The organism is Pseudoalteromonas sp. JC28 (assembly GCF_013319255.1).
GTDB lineage: Bacteria > Pseudomonadota > Gammaproteobacteria > Enterobacterales > Alteromonadaceae > Pseudoalteromonas.
The window spans coordinates 193,064-208,802 of the sequence record NZ_QOKX01000002.1; the positions used below are offsets into that span (position 1 = coordinate 193,064).

Here is a 15,739-nt window from a genome sequence, read left to right on the forward strand (position 1 = left end):
TTCGTCCTTTTATAGCTGCCAATTAATAAAGTTTTGTAAAAGCTGCGCACCAACCTTGCCGCTGCGCTCAGGGTGAAATTGCATGCCGGCATAATTGTCGTTTGCGACAATCGCAGAGAACGCTTGACCGTACTCACCCGAAACCAATGTCGATTGATTGATGGTATGCGCAAAACTGTGTACAAAGTACACTTGGTCTTGTTCACTGAGCCCTGAAGTGAGCGCATGGGGCTTCACCACACGGAGATTATTCCAGCCCATATGCGGTGCAGTTAACTCGTTAGTCTCTAATAACTCAACCTTACCCGGAATACGACCTAAGCACGGAATATCCCCTTCTTCAGTCGACTCACAAAGCAGCTGCATCCCTAAACAAATCCCCATCAAAGGCCGTTGATAGTCAGCGACTGCGTCTGCCCAGCCTTGCTCATTTAACCGCTTCATTGCCACATTTGCGTGGCCGACACCGGGTAAAATGGCTCGTTCAAAGCGGGCTAGCTTCTCCGGTGCAGTGATCACTTCAGGCGTAACACCAAAGCGCTCAAATGCAAAACGCACTGAGTTAATATTGGCACAACCGGTATTAATAATTGCAATCATAAACACCCCTTAGAACTTGCCATTTGCTGTGACGCGTCTGTTGCAATTGCCATACGAATAGCACGAGAAAATGCTTTGAATAAACCCTCAACTTGGTGGTGGGCATTACCTTCGCTTACGCTCAAAATTAAACTCACTGCCGCATTATCCGCGAAGGATTTAAAGAAATGCTCAACCATTTGTACATCCAAGTCGCCCACTTTATCTCTTGTAAAGTCAGCGTTAAGTACAAAAGACGCGCGTCCAGATAAATCCAACTGACATTCTGCTTTACATTCGTCCATAGGCAGCGCAAAGCCATAACGTGCGATTTGTGATTTTGTGCCAAGCGCAGTCTTAAAAGCCTGACCAAGGGCAATACCGATGTCTTCTACGAGGTGGTGCTCGTCTATATGTAAGTCACCTTTCGCCTGAATATTCAGGCCAAGGTTAGCGTGAGTTCTGATCTGATCTAGCATGTGGTCGAAAAAACCAAGCCCTGTTGAAATCTCTCCATTTGCTTGTTGATCCAGATTTATCGCTACCGAAATCTGCGTTTCTTTGGTATTTCTGGCAATTTGTGCACTTCGGTTTAAGGTGGTTAACTGCGTCACAATAGCAGGCCAGTTATCTTTGTAGAGAATACCTTCAATGCAAAGGTTTTCTGCAAGCTGAATATCGGTTTGCCTATCGCCAATAACAAATGATTTGCTAAGGTTCACTTTACCTGAACGCATTAATTCAGTGAGTAATCCTGTTTTAGGTTTGCGACATTGGCAGTTGTCTTCGTCAAAGTGAGGACAGATCAGTACTTCTTCAAAACGGATCCCTTGGCTTGTTAAGATTTGCATCATTTTATCTTGAGGCGCATCAAAATCAGCTTTAGGGAAGCTATCTGTACCGAGACCATCTTGGTTAGATACCATCACTAGCTTATAACCAAACGACTGCAGTTGTAATAACGCTGGGATCACATTGGGTAATAGTGCCAATTTCTCTAGACTATCCACTTGCTTATCGGTTATTGGCTCTTCGATAATAGTGCCATCGCGGTCGATGAATAAATAGGGGGCGCTCATGATACTTCCTCAGTCACTTGGCATTGTTTCAGCCAGTTTTCTACTTGTTTTAATTCCTGCTCGTTGCCGATAGAGATCCGCAACCAGTTGTCCTCGCCAAACAGCACAAATGGCCGCATGATTAACCCCTGGCGCATCGCTTGCTCCACAAACTGTTTGTCGGTTAGCTGTAAAGTAACAAAGTTGCCTTCGCCGCATAACATTGCGCTTACGAACTCGCTGTCTTGTAGCCATTGTATAAGCTTCTTTTTTGCTAGGTTCAAAATAGAGACTTGCCGGCGCATCTGCGTTATCGCATCTGACGTTAACGCTGTTGCTGCTATTTGTGCCACGACTGTAGAAACAGGGTAGGGCGCAATCACTTTTCTCACCGGTGCCAATAGTGCTTCACTCGCTAACATAAAGCCAACGCGAAGTCCTGCCAGTGCAAACGCTTTAGATAACGTACGCAGCACAACAACGTTTGAGAATTCTTTGATAAGCTCGACACAGGTTTGTTCTTCACAAAACTCAATATAAGCTTCATCAACGACCACGATTGCACGGCCTTTAAGCTTATCAGCAAGTGCAGCGACTTTGCTGGCAGGTTGTATTGCGCCAGTTGGGTTATTTGGATTACACACAAATACCAATTTAGCGTCACCAATTGCAGCGGTTAGTGTATCCACATCGTCATCGGCAAGCTGATCTTGGCTTAATTCATTAATAGCGATGTTGTGGGTGTCTGCCGTAACTTTGTACATACCATAAGTAGGGGTAAAGATTGCAATGCTATCTTTGGCCGGTTCACAATATGTGCGTACTAATAACTCAATGCCTTCATCGGCACCACGCGTCATCAGTACATTTGTTTGATCGACCTTAGCGTAGCCTGCATAGGCATCAATTACCGCTTGAGGTTGCGGATCTGGATAACGGTTTAAGTTATCAAAGCACATTTCAAGCACACGAGCGTATGGACTTTCATTGGCATTGAGCCACGTGGTGCCGGTCAACTTTGCACTCTTTGCAGAGCTGTAAGCCTTAAGCTTTTCAATGTTATTTGGTAACGCAATATTAGTCATTATTATTCTCCAACCTCACTTTAACGGCGTTCGCATGTGCATCTAGGCCCTCAGCTTGTGCCAAAGGTAAAATGGCAGAGCGCAAACCACGAAGGCCTTCTTTTGTGATGGTTTGTACTGTGTAAGCCTTATAGAAATCCATCAGATTTAAACTTGAGTAGGTTTTTGAATAACCATAGGTTGGCAATACATGGTTGGTGCCAGACGCATAATCACCCGCTGATTCTGGCGTATAGTCACCAACAAACACTGAGCCTGCGTTTTTTACTAGAGGCAGGAAACGCTCTGCATCTCTTATCTGTAAGATAAGGTGTTCTGGCCCATACTCTGCTGAGATTTCAAATGCTTGCTCTATGCTCTCAACTAAAATCAGCGTGCTGTTTTTAAGCGCAGCTCTGGCAATATCAGCGCGACTAAGTTTGCTTAGTTGACGCTCGATTGCAGCTTCAGTTTCTTCGATTAGTTGACTGTCAGACGCCAATAATATGACTTGCGAGTCTTCACCATGCTCCGCTTGAGAAAGTAGATCGGCGGCGATAAATTCTGGATTAGCGCCCTTATCTGCAATCACTAACACCTCAGAAGGGCCAGCCGGCATATCAATCGCAAGTCCCGGCACTGACTGAGAAAGCAGCTGTTTTGCCATTGTGACAAAGCTATTGCCTGGACCAAAAATTTTGTTCACTTGTGGTACGCTGTTAGTACCTAGCGCCATGGCAGCAATTGCACCTGCACCACCACATTCAATCACATCGGTAACGCCACACAGTTTAGCCGCATACAAAATCGCAGGATGTATTTGGCTATCGCCTTTAACCGGCGTCGCCAAGACGATTGTTTTTGCACCACTTAGCTGCGCGCACACGCCTTGCATCAAGACAGAAGAAGGCAGTGGCGCGCTACCACCTGGCACATATAAACCCACGGCTTCTATCGCTTGATATCTGAGCTCGCAGGTCACGCCTGGCTGAATCTCAATTTTCTTGCTTTGTGGTAACTGCAACTGGTGAAACTTCTTAATGTTGCTATACGCTTGGTCAATAGCACTTTTAAGTTCAGGTGTTAACGCAAATTCGCTTTCAATAAGCTCTGATCCCGTTACCCGTATTCTTGGATTAATACGTGCGTCAAACTGCTCGGCATAACCAAGTAATGCGTTGTCGCCGTTGCGAGCGACGTTATCAATTATCTTTTCAACTGCTGCTTTTACCTTATCGCCCACTTTGACCGCAGGACGGCTCAAGCATTCGCGACGTTGCTCGCTGGTGGCTTGCTGCCAATCAAACATGCTGTTACTCCATCATCTTTTCAATTGGCATGACGAGAATAGAGTTAGCACCGAGCGCCTTTAACTCTTCCATTGTCTCCCAAAATAGGGTTTCAGAGCTAACCATGTGAAGTGCAACATATTCATCACTGCCAGCAAGTGCAAGTAAAGTTGGTTGGCCTGTACCTGGAAGTAATGCACATACTTCATCTAACTTATTCTTTGGTGCATGCATCATGATGTACTTGCTTTCTTTTGCTTGTTTCACCCCTTTAAGGCGTGGCATTAACTTATCGATAAGCGCAAGCTTACTTTGGTCAGTCAATGCTGCATTTTGAATGAGGCAAGCATTAGATTCTAAGATGGTATCGCCTTGCATAAGGCCATTAGCCTCAAGCGTTGCACCGGTTGATACTAAGTCACAAATGGCGTCAGCAAGGCCTGCTCGAGGTGCTACTTCTACCGAGCCCGTTAACATGACCACGCTAGCATCGATGTTCTCACGCTTTAGATATTGCTTTAAAATCTCAGGGTAGGTGGTTGCGATGCGTTTGCCGTTAAACCACGCTTTATCCTGTTGACCTAGCTCTTGTGGCCACGCCAGTGCTAAACGGCAAAAGCCAAAGTCCAGTCTTGAAAGTTTAGTGACTTCAGCAAACTGCTCGTTGCGAACACGCTCAGCTTGAACTTCTTCTAACACGTTTTCGCCGACAATGCCTAAATCACAAACGCCGTCCATTACAAGGCCGGGAATATCGTCATCACGTACTCTAAGTACATCAATAGGCATGTTGGTAGAGTGGGCGATCAAACGCTGTTCACGTAGGTTTAGTTTTACACCAAGTTGTTTGAGTAGGGCTTGACAATCCTTTGAAAGACGGCCTGATTTTTGGATTGCGATTCTTAAACGGTTGCTGTTGCTCATTATTTATTTCCTAATTCTTTAAACGAAAAACCCCGAGGCGGAACCTCGGGGCGAAATAAACTTTGACTATACTTTTTGCTTCGCCGGAGGTTCCTTTAAGGAATAACCCACCAGCGAAATACCTGACAGGTTATCCCGTATGATGATGGTGATGATGAATTGCTGTCAGTGTTATTAGCATGATGTTACCTTTGTAATATATCTGCTGTTCAAAAAGTTCATTTATAGATAAACATAATTTTGTTCTACTTGGCAATCATTTTTTAACGCAAATTAAAGAATAGCTTATAACAGCCGATAATAAGTAAGACCAACAGTAGGTTAGAGGGGGAACAGATGGATGCATTTAAACCTTTTTTAGGCCCAATCGTACGGCTAGATGTAACTCATAAGCCTGCATTTCATGTAGCTGGTGTGCAGCACTATAAGATTGAAAAAGTTAAGAAAGATCTAAAAACCGAAATTGAACTTAAACGCCAAGCTGCTGAGCACGAAAAAGTTAAAGAAAGCGAAGATGAAGAGGATGAGGAAGAAAAATCTCACGAAGAACATAAGGGTGAGAATCTAGATACATGGGCGTGATCTAAAATTGCTTTATTGCATCAGCTAGAACAAAACTCGCTTCATCTCGATGCCATTCGATTTGCAAAAATAGGTAAAGATATTTTTGCCTTCACAATGCCGAAATCTTAGAAAAACGTGTTGAACACTCACCCAAAAAAGTTAGTAACCGCTACCACCATATAACTTTTAATTATAAGATTTTGTTTATAAAGGTGTAATGACGTGTAATTCAAATTTTGCGTTTTCACGCCTATGTTTATAAACGAAATGGTGGCTAGGATAAAAATTCTAGGCCGTAAATCCATTTTAAGTTAAGTGAAAGAAAGTGATTCGATGATATGGTGAATGTGCAGGATGCCACAAGAGAGGGATCACTAATTTCTTGTAAATTTCATCCGATAGGAGAGGAATGTCATGTCAACATTAGAAGCATCTTCAGAAAGCATTAATGTGCTCATTGTTATTGATACAGAGTACGTGAAAGCGCATTACCCCCACCCAAGCCAAGACCAAAATAGTCCCACACCTATAGATCACAACAGTGAGTTTATGATTGCTTCAGATCCCAGAGGCATTGTTAGTGGCCAAGGTACTGCGGTACTAAACTTTAGAGCAAACGCTGGGGACAATGTTTCCTTTAGCGGCACGTCGATTTACGGCAACGCTGATGATGCCGTGATTATCTACGGGATCAAACAATTTGGTGGTACTCAAGTTTTTAATACGTTTGTGACTAACAGCGTAAATCGCACTGAAGCAGCAGTTCCAAATGTTAATTCCGGCAACAATAATGGTTTACCAGCGGCGCATGTAAGCACAAACTTTATGACGCTGGATTCTAAGGTGCGAAACTCAGGCACTGAAAACTTTCAAGTTCAGTCTGCGTTATATACGCTTAGTTCAGATGGTCAAAGCCAGTCGCTTTTAGGATATTATCAATGGGATCCAACCATCACTGTTAGCTGAGCAAAGTAACTGTTGACCAAAATAGACTTATTTTGTACATATTTAAGCCGTGTAGCTAACTAACCTGAGGTTTGGATAAGGAATGTTCCAACTCATTGTTGCTAAAGCACAACTTAGTTTTCTCCTTATCTAGCCAGAGAGTTTTAGGGAAAACAAGGCGAATTTACGCACCAATAGCTGGCTATTGGAAGTGAATTCAACGCAGTTAGCGCTAAAACTGGCTGCTAGAAAGGCATTAATTATCCGCAGCTCAGGTTAACTAGCACGGCTTTTCCCTCAATCTTTATGCTCAACGAATTTCACTAGGGCCAGTAGCCACCACGTCAAGCCAAAGCAAATTTAACCTGACCGTTCACCATTTTACACTGGAGAAATAACATGCCGTATAAATCAGTAAAGAACCTTATAGGTTGATTCGTTGTAGGTCTGTCTGTGCTCGCGTTAGCCCCAGTGTTTTCCTAGTAGTATAGCTGTTTTAGCATTTTATTTAAGCCCTGCGCTTCTCCCCATTTGCTTGTTTACCATTTCTTCAGCTAATCACCGCAACTTTTAATTGAAGGCAATCATTGTTGGTGTCGGTACGCTGGTTTTGAATGATTACTTGCGATTTGGTGCTTAGCCACATACAATTTCGCGACCTGTCTGTTTGTAAACTACATTACTTTGGCTGTATCTACGACTTTCTCTTCTACGGGGCCTTTAGCCCAGCACTTCCCAGGCTATCAACCAAGGCAGCCCCAAATTGATATGGCTATTGCGGTAGAAGAAACCATACAAAATGGCGGACAATGCATCGCCGAAGCAGGAACAGGGACAGGTAAAACGTTTGCCTATCTCATTCCTGCCTTTCAGTCTAAAGGTAAGGTCATCGTCTCAACCGGCTCCAAGGCCTTGCAGGAGCAATTATTCCATCGTGACGTACCGACGCTAAAAAAGGTGCTTACCAGTGGTAAAAAAGTCACTTTGCTAAAGGGTAGAGCCAATTACCTTTGCCCTTATCGTTTATCACAGCATTTGAGCCATGTACCAACCGACGACCCAGATGTTATGCACCAACTTGCCATGGTTGCAAAGTTCGCTTCTGAAACACACAGTGGAGACTTAGCCGACTGTGTGGGTATCGAAGAAGACGCAAAGGTATTACCCTACGTTACCTCAACTGCAGATAACTGTTTAGGAAAAGAGTGCCCAGACTACGAAGACTGTTATATCCGAAAGGCAAGATTAAAGGCAGTCGATGCCGATGTTGTGGTTATCAACCATCATTTATTTTTTGCCGATATGGCCGTAAAAGATTTAGGCTTTGCGGAGCTAATGCCAACCGCGGATAGCTATATCTTCGATGAAGCACATCAATTACCAGAAATAGCCAGTGACTACTTTGGTGAGACTATCAGCACTAAAGCTTTGCAGGCGCTTATTAACGATTTAAGGGTGATCTACCGTTCTGATATTCCAGATATGTTGCAACTTGGCAAAACACTCAGTAAATTGGAAACCAGTGTCGCCGATTTGCGTTTGGTATTTGGTGGCGATGGTGCCCGCGGTGATTGGCGTGAGGCGCTGGCGAATAAACCAATTTGCGATGCCATGCATCGAGTGATAGCTAACTTAGACTTTCTCTATAAAGTGCTCAAACTTTGTCTGGATAGAAGTGAAAAAATAGAACACCCATTTGAAAAGGTCATGACCTTTAAAAATCAGTTTGAACGTGCCTTTGATACCAGTCAAACTGGATTTAGTTACTGGTTCGAAACCACAAGGCGCTTTTTATCTATTCATATCACGCCGCTTGATGTATCAAGTAAGTTTGCACAAATTGTCAAAACCACTGAGGCAAGCTTTGTATTTACCTCCGCTACCTTATCCGTTGATAATTCCCTTGAGCACTTTAGTCGTAGCTTAGGACTCAAACCGACCTCACAATTTATTGTTGATAGCCCATTTAACTATAAGCAGCAAGCCTTGCTTTGCCTGCCACGCTATTTGCCAGAAAGCCGTGACGACTTAATGCCACATGCGCTGGTAAAGCTTGCAAAACAAGTGATTGAAGCTGCAAAAGGGCGTACATTTTTACTCTTTACCAGTTATCGCGCGATGCATTTAGTGTACGAAGGGCTGAATACGGCACTGCAATACCCCATTTTTATGCAGGGTCAAGCATCGAAACGGATAATTTTAGAGCAATTTATTCGGCACGGTAACGCCGTACTACTTGGTACAGCTTCTTTTTGGGAAGGCGTGGATGTGAGAGGTGACACTTTGAGTTGTGTTGTCATTGATAAGCTACCATTTGCTTCACCAGATGACCCTTTGTTGCAAGCGCGCATGCGAGACGCTGAAATGCGTGGATTAGAACCCTTTGATGCAATACAACTCCCCCAAGCTGTTATCGCGTTGAAACAAGGGGTTGGGCGGCTAATTCGTGATGCTAACGATAAAGGTGTACTGATTATTTGCGATAATCGCTTAGTTACGAGAAAATACGGCCAGACGTTTTTAAGTAGTTTGCCCGATATGTCTCGCACGAGAGACTTAAACAAGGCAATCCGATTTTTAGAGAATATTGATAAAAATGAAAAATAACCTGTTGGCCATAGACGCCTCCACCGAAGCACTCAGTATTGCATTGCACTATGAAGGCAAGTTTATTCGCCACTTCGAGGTTTGCCCACAGCAGCATAGCCAAAAGATACTTCCCTTAGTTGAACGTATTTTACGCGAAGCCGATATCACGCTTAGTGAGCTTGATGGCATTGTGTTTGGACGTGGGCCGGGCAGTTTTACTGGGGTTAGAATAAGTACAGCGGTTGCGCAAGGCTTAGCTTATTCTTCAGGTCTTAAGTTGGTTGGCGTTTCAACTTTGCAAGCGATGGCGCAACAGGCATACATGGAAGCAGGCAAGTCCAGCGTAGTGTCGGCAATAGATGCACGTATGGGTGAGATCTACTTATGCCAATACAATGGCGAAACTCGTGATGTTATTCAACCAAGCACCGAAGAAACAGTTATTAAACCTGAAAATATCGACTTTACATCAACTGGCGCGGCCGGTGTTGGTACAGGATGGCAAGCATTCTCAGAGCTTGCCACACAGCTTGAATGCGAAATCATTGACAATATCACGTTACCGGATGCTTATTACATGCTGTTTATAGCCGACGATAGTTTCACACAAGGCTTATCTGTGGATGCAGCTGACGCCCAGCCGCAATATGTAAGAGATACTGTGACGTGGAAAAAGTTGCCAGGTCGAGAATAAAGGCGTATTTTTATACAAGCACTTCGTATTTATTGAGCTAGAACGTGAAACTAAATTCAATCATTCAACAAGCAGGTACATATCAAGTAAAGCCACAGCCTAAAAAGGCGGTGAGCCCTGCTATTGAAGAAATGAGTACGGCTAAGCTCAATACCGCTCAGATCAAAACCAGTGAAAAGGGCATTGCGTTGGTGGAGCAGTTCCAATCGCAGCAACGTTCGACTATCTACGACCGCCCTAACTTTCGTACTGGACAAGCAATTAGTGAATACAAAGCAATTGCAACGGAAGCAAGACGAGATGAGATCAAAAGTATGATTGGCGTTTCTGTTTACGCGTAATACCAATTCGCTTAATTAAGTGGTCTATTTTGAGGCGAGAAAATCTTGTCGATAACAAGACGAAAATTTTGCTATTTAGTTGTTCTAAATGAGAAATTTTTAACGCCGTTAGCGTCAGATTTGCTCCTTAAAATTGAGCAAGTATTAAAGCTAATTGATATATTATCTCTTTCAAGATTCGATAACAAAGAAGGTCAGCAAATGCTGACCTTCTTTGTTTGAAATAATAGGTGAAGATTTTTACTTTTTAATAAATCCAATCAGTTTATCAGCAATTGCGGTATTGTTTTGCGAGCCGATAAACGCTTCTTTACCTTTACCATGGGCAAACACTTGTACATCGATAGCGGTGTGACCACCCGTTGTCCAACCGGTGAAAGATGCATCACTAATTGCCTCTTTAACGACAACACTAAGCGCCTTCGGACCTTGTGATAGTGCTTCTTTTACTTTTAGCTCAGTCGCACTGTCATACTCAAGACCTGTTAGCTCTTGCCATGTTGCTTTAATGTCTTTTGTCTTTGCAAGTGCTTTTGCTATCTCGCCCGCTGAACCTTTCACTTTAGCTACCACATCACGCTCCCAGCGATACTGACCGTTCGCACCAAGCGTTAATCCACCGGTAGAGTGATCTGCTGTGATCACCAAGATAGTGTCAGGGTTGTTATCAACAAAAGCCTTTGCCAGCTTAATTGACTCTGCAAAGTCGTCCATTTCATGCATAGCACAAGCGATATCATTAGCATGTCCACACCAGTCAATCTGACTACCTTCAATCATTAAGAAGAAGCCTTTATCATTCTGGTTTTCCAATAATGATAATGCCGTTTTAGTCATTTTAGTTAGGCGCTGAGGCTCTTCATCAATTGCGAATGGCAGACCTACTTCTGCGAACAGACCCATCGCAGGAATTTTATTTAGCGTATCAAGCTTAGATAAAGCATCGACGTATTGATAACCTGCGTCTTTAAATTCATTAACTAGGTTTCTATCTTCACGAATGAAGTATTTAGTGCCACCACCAAGCATAAGATCTACAGGTAATTTTCCTGCGATTTTATTGTCTATGTAATCATTGGCAATGTCGTCATAGTTACGACGTGATTCATTATGAGACGCGAAACTTGCAGGTGTTGCGTGGTTGATTTGCGATGTTGCAACAAGCGCGGTTGTTTTACCTTTTCTTTTCGCCAATTCGAGCATCGTTTCCAAATGTTCTTTATGGGTATCTACCGCAATTGCGCCATTATAGCTTTTCGTTCCTGTACTTAAGGCGGTTGCGCCCGCAGCACTGTCTGTTACAACCGTGTCGTCGTCTGGGTAGGTATGCGCCATACCAACCAAAATAGAGTCAAAAACCGTTGGGTCAACCACTTTCGTGGAAGGGTCATCTTTAAAATAACGGTAGCCCGTTGTGTAAGCCGGCCCCATACCGTCGCCAATCATGTAAATAATGTTTTTTGGAGCAGCCAGTGTCGGAGCCGCAAATACTAATCCAACAAATGAGGCCAAAAGGCTAGTTTTGAAATTCATTGTTATTCCCGTGTACTTATCGTGATGAAGGTTTGTGATTCTCTACTATTTGATCAATTTAAACGCATTCGTAATAAAATGGATGTTGGATAAAAATATTTTCAACAAATCAAAGTAGTAAGTTCAAATATGTCACGGTAAGATGATAAATCAATGATGGTACAATGAACACTAAAAGAATTCGTCGATGTCTCTATATGCGATAAAAGAACAAAAAATCGGGCCATTCTCCTACCAACACTGGGGAGAAGGAGAGCAAACCGTTATCTACCTTCACGGTTGGCAAGATAATAGCAACAGTTTTGTGCCGTTTGTGCCATTTTGCAATACACAATACACACATATAGCGCTTGACTTACCAGGTCATGGACATTCAGATTGGAAAAGTGCCGACGCCTTTTATTACTTTATCGACTATGTCTATGACTTAAAGTACTTTTTAGATTTAGCACAAATCAAAACGTGTCATATTGTTGGTCATTCTATGGGGGCGATGATAGCTAACTTGTTTGCAAGCTGCTATCCAACACGCTGTTTATCTTTGGTATTAATCGAGGGAATAGGAATTGTGAGTACCTCAGAGAGTGATACCAAAACCCAGCTCATTAATGCGTTTAATTCCCGAGATAAATTAAAACAATCTGAACCACGGGTTTATCCTGATATAAATACACTTACGCAACTGCGCAGTAAAATCAGTGATGTTTCCGTAGAAATAGCAGCGCTGCTTATGGCAAGAAATACCCTGCCGCACAGTGAAGGCGTGCAACTTACATTAGACCCTAGGCTAAAGCACCACTCTGGATTTAGGTATTCCATCTCGCAGGCAAAATCCGCGCTCAATGGGATTACCATTCCAACCTTACTGGTGTTAGCGGAACAAGGCTATAACATGATTGTCAGACAATATAGTCAATTTAAAGGCTGTTTCGACTCACTCAAGCTTGAGAAAATACCTGGCGGCCACCATTGCCATATGGAAAACCCGGAAATTTGCTATAAGCTAATTGAAGCACACCAAAACCGCGACAAAACCGCGTTTACAACTGAAGGAGCGTAAAGAATAAACTAATCATGGAAAGAAAAGTTCACAAAGAGCGCTAAAGCCCACGTTTCAACAGCATCTAGATTGTAAATCCTCAGATATTGTGGGAATATGGCGTTTTTAGAGTATTTGCTCAATTGTTAAAGTGCCTTACATCGTTTATGGTTTAGGGTGAATATAAAAATAACGAGAACACAGGAGCTAAGAGTGGAAAAAATCTGGCTTAAGCGCTACCCAGAAGGTATGCCTGAAACTATCGACCCAGAGCATTACAACTCATTGCTTGAATTATTTGAAAAAAGTTTTGCAGATTATGCTCAGTATCCAGCCTACACCAATATGGGTAAGACACTGACTTATCAGCAAGTTGATGAAAAGACCAAAGCAGTTGCTAGTTATATACAAAATGAATTGAAACTTGGCCGTGGCGATAAAGTTGCTGTCATGATGCCAAACTTGTTGCAAACCCCAGTTACTATTTTAGGTGTACTACGTGCTGGTTGTACCGTTGTAAACGTCAATCCGCTTTACACCGTGCGCGAATTAGAGCATCAGCTAAATGACTCCGAGTCAAAAGCTATCTTTATTCTTGCAAACTTTGCCCATACACTGGAGCAAGCCTTACCAAAAACCAGTGTGAAGCATGTAGTGCTGACAGAAATTGGTGACATGTTAGGTGGCTTCAAAAAGCATCTGGTGAACTTTGTTGTTAAGCACTTCAAAAAAATGGTGCCTGACTTTAGCCTGCCAAATACCATTCCTTTCAAACAAGTAATTGCAGCAGATCCTGCAAAATACAGTAAACCAGACGTGACGCTAAGTGACCTTGCCTTCTTGCAATACACTGGCGGTACAACTGGCGTATCTAAAGGCGCGATGCTTACTCATGGCAACATGGTAGCAAACCTTGAGCAAGTTTCTGGCTGTTTAGATACAGTATTAGTTAAAGGAAAAGAAGTCGTTATCACGGCGCTACCGCTATACCATATCTTTGCATTAACAGCGAACTGTTTGACCTTTATGAAGTACGGTGGTCACAATATCTTGATCACCAACCCGCGTGACATGCCTGCGTTTGTAAAAGAGTTGGCAAAAGTTCCATTTACCGCTATCACTGGTGTTAACACGTTATTTAATGGCCTGTTAAACACACCAGGGTTTGCCGACCTCGACTTTTCAACTCTGAAAATGTCTTTAGGTGGTGGTATGGCTGTACAACGCCCTGTCGCTGAGCGCTGGCAGAAGGTGACAAAGTCGAAGCTGATGGAAGGTTATGGCCTTACAGAATGTGCGCCGCTAGTTACTATCTGCCCACACGATCTTGAAGCCTACAACGGGTCTATTGGCTTACCTGCACCAAGCACTGACATCAAAATTGTTGATGACAATGGCAATGAAACACCTAAGGGTGAGCCCGGTGAGCTGTGTGTTAAAGGACCACAGGTGATGGCTGGTTACTACAACCGTCCAGACGCAACCGCCGAATGTTTAAAAGACGGCTGGTTTGCAACGGGTGATATCGCCACTTATGATGATGACGGTTTCTTCTACATCGTTGATCGTAAAAAAGACATGATCTTAGTGTCTGGCTTTAACGTTTTCCCTAATGAAATCGAAGAAGTCGTTGCCATGCACGAAGGCGTGTTGGAAGTTGCAGCGGTTGGCGTGCCTCATGAGGTTAGTGGTGAGCAAGTTAAAGTTTTTATTGTTAAAAAAGACCCATCTTTAACAGAAAAAGATATAATTGCACATTGCCGAGATAATCTAACGAACTATAAAGTACCAAAGCTAGTTGAGTTTAGAGATGAACTGCCAAAGACTAACGTTGGTAAAATACTACGTAGAGCGTTAAAAGAATAACAAATAGAGCCGGCACTAGCCGGCTTTTTTATAACTAGCGTGATATGGCTAGTTATGTAAATTGCATGGGAGTAACAGTGCAGTATCAAGTTATTGAAAGCCAAACAGCACTAGATGAATTTGTCTTGTCTATTTCGAAAGCCAAAGTGCTCGCCGTCGACACCGAATTCATGCGTCGCCGCACCCTATACCCAGAAATTGCTCTGTTACAGATCTTTGATGGTAACCACCTTGCCCTTATCGATCCACTAGCCGATATGGATTTTAGTAGGCTGTGGACATTATTTTCAGATACTAGTGTTTTAAAAGTACTTCATTCTCCATCAGAAGATATCGAAGTATTTCTAAAGTTTGCAGGTTTTATCCCATCACCAATATTCGATACCCAGTTTGCTTTACAGTTGTTAGGTGAGGGTAGTTGTATTGGTTTTGCTAATATGGTGAAGCAACTTAGAGACGTAGACATTGACAAAAGTGAATCCAGAACAGATTGGTTACGCCGCCCTTTAACTCAAAGCCAATTAGATTACGCCGCCTCCGATGTATATCATTTACTGCCATGTTTTGAGACTATTCAAGCGCGAGTAAATGAAAAGCAGCTATTTAACATAGTGCTTCAAGAGAGTGAGTTGCTCGCCCAAAAGAGAAGCTTCCGTCAACCTGATGAAGTACTTTATCTTGATGTCAAAAACGTGTGGCAACTTAAGCCTAGAGATCTTGCTACTCTAAAAGAACTTGCAGCGTGGCGCAGAGCCAAGGCAGAGAAAAAGAACTTAGCGCTAAATTTTGTGCTTAAAGAACATAACATGGTCGAAATCGCCAAACGTCGTCCAAGCTCACTGGGCAGTTTACGTAATGTTCCAGGTGTTGAGCCAATGGAAGTTAATCGCTCTGGTAAAGAAATTCTCGCCTGTATAGAAAAAGCAAAAGAAGTAAGTGAACAAGATTGTCCACAACGCGTGAGAAGACTTATCGACTTCAAAGGTTACAAAGCAGCGTGCAAGGATATCAAACAGGTTATCGCCGAAGTCGCCAAAACTAACGATATTCCTGTTGATGTGTTTGCTTCGAAAAAACAAATCAATCAGGTGATCAGCTGGTCGTGGAAAAAGTCACCGGAAGAAAAGCAATTGCTGATGAAACCCGATCTTGCGTTAGGCTGGAGGGCTGAGCTTGTTGCAGATAAGTTAGACAGTTGGTGGCTGTAGCACTCCTGTCGATTTAAAGGTGAAAGATAAACAGCGAAAGCGATAA

General features: G+C 43.0%; 14 protein-coding genes. 8 read left to right on the forward strand and 6 right to left on the reverse strand.

Annotated features, from left to right (window positions below):
- Positions 1-9: 9 nt before the first annotated feature.
- The 5 genes from hisH to hisG are packed head-to-tail and all read right to left on the reverse strand — an operon-like array spanning position 10 to position 4,914.
- Positions 10-600 (reverse strand): imidazole glycerol phosphate synthase subunit HisH, encoded by a 591-nt coding sequence (hisH, locus tag DS891_RS06085; RefSeq protein WP_174169184.1) that lies wholly within the window; start codon positions 598-600, stop codon positions 10-12.
- Entirely contained in the window at positions 597-1,658 is a 1,062-nt protein-coding gene (hisB, locus tag DS891_RS06090) for a bifunctional histidinol-phosphatase/imidazoleglycerol-phosphate dehydratase HisB (RefSeq protein WP_174169185.1), read from the reverse strand. Before hisB ends, hisH begins: the two co-directional genes overlap by 4 nt.
- Positions 1,655-2,722 carry a histidinol-phosphate transaminase gene (gene hisC, locus DS891_RS06095; RefSeq protein WP_174169186.1) on the reverse strand — a complete coding sequence of 356 codons (1,068 nt, stop codon included), beginning with the start codon at positions 2,720-2,722 and terminating at the stop codon, positions 1,655-1,657. The genes hisB and hisC overlap by 4 nt, the downstream gene beginning before the upstream one ends.
- Positions 2,715-4,010: a histidinol dehydrogenase gene (gene hisD, locus DS891_RS06100; protein WP_174169187.1), complete on the reverse strand. Its 1,296-nt coding sequence runs from the start codon at positions 4,008-4,010 to the stop codon at positions 2,715-2,717. Before hisD ends, hisC begins: the two co-directional genes overlap by 8 nt.
- Positions 4,011-4,014: 4 nt before the next feature.
- Positions 4,015-4,914, reverse strand: a complete 900-nt coding sequence (hisG, locus tag DS891_RS06105; RefSeq protein WP_174169188.1) for an ATP phosphoribosyltransferase — start codon at positions 4,912-4,914, stop codon at positions 4,015-4,017.
- A 336-nt stretch (positions 4,915-5,250) separates the two neighbouring features.
- Here hisG and DS891_RS06110 point away from each other — a divergent pair, with 336 nt between their 5' ends.
- The 5 genes from DS891_RS06110 (at position 5,251) to DS891_RS06130 (ending at position 10,047) form a co-directional block, all read left to right on the forward strand.
- A complete protein-coding gene (locus DS891_RS06110) occupies positions 5,251-5,496 on the forward strand; it encodes a hypothetical protein (protein WP_174169189.1) in 246 nt (81 codons plus the stop codon).
- A gap of 396 nt (positions 5,497-5,892) precedes the next feature.
- Positions 5,893-6,444, forward strand: a complete 552-nt coding sequence (locus DS891_RS06115) for an inclusion body family protein (protein WP_174169190.1) — start codon at positions 5,893-5,895, stop codon at positions 6,442-6,444.
- Positions 6,445-7,191: 747 nt separating this feature from the next.
- Positions 7,192-9,030: an ATP-dependent DNA helicase gene (locus tag DS891_RS06120; RefSeq protein ID WP_254605748.1), complete on the forward strand. Its 1,839-nt coding sequence runs from the start codon at positions 7,192-7,194 to the stop codon at positions 9,028-9,030.
- A complete protein-coding gene (gene tsaB / locus DS891_RS06125; protein ID WP_174169192.1) occupies positions 9,020-9,706 on the forward strand; it encodes a tRNA (adenosine(37)-N6)-threonylcarbamoyltransferase complex dimerization subunit type 1 TsaB in 687 nt (228 codons plus the stop codon). Before DS891_RS06120 ends, tsaB begins: the two co-directional genes overlap by 11 nt.
- Positions 9,707-9,750: 44 nt before the next feature.
- Positions 9,751-10,047: a hypothetical protein gene (locus DS891_RS06130; RefSeq protein ID WP_174169193.1), complete on the forward strand. Its 297-nt coding sequence runs from the start codon at positions 9,751-9,753 to the stop codon at positions 10,045-10,047.
- Positions 10,048-10,287: 240 nt separating this feature from the next.
- On the opposite strand, the gene DS891_RS06135 is transcribed toward DS891_RS06130, so the two are convergent.
- Positions 10,288-11,580, reverse strand: a complete 1,293-nt coding sequence (locus DS891_RS06135; RefSeq protein ID WP_174169194.1) for an alkaline phosphatase — start codon at positions 11,578-11,580, stop codon at positions 10,288-10,290.
- 187 nt (positions 11,581-11,767) lie between these two features.
- On the opposite strand from DS891_RS06135, the gene DS891_RS06140 reads away from it, so the two are divergent.
- The 3 genes from DS891_RS06140 (at position 11,768) to rnd (ending at position 15,693) form a co-directional block, all read left to right on the forward strand.
- Entirely contained in the window at positions 11,768-12,640 is an 873-nt protein-coding gene (locus tag DS891_RS06140) for an alpha/beta fold hydrolase (RefSeq protein ID WP_174169195.1), read from the forward strand.
- A 192-nt stretch (positions 12,641-12,832) separates the two neighbouring features.
- Positions 12,833-14,485, forward strand: coding sequence for a long-chain-fatty-acid--CoA ligase FadD (fadD, locus tag DS891_RS06145; RefSeq protein WP_010605463.1), 1,653 nt, complete (start codon positions 12,833-12,835; stop codon positions 14,483-14,485).
- A gap of 77 nt (positions 14,486-14,562) precedes the next feature.
- Positions 14,563-15,693, forward strand: a complete 1,131-nt coding sequence (rnd, locus tag DS891_RS06150; RefSeq protein WP_102058084.1) for a ribonuclease D — start codon at positions 14,563-14,565, stop codon at positions 15,691-15,693.
- Positions 15,694-15,739 lie beyond the last annotated feature (46 nt).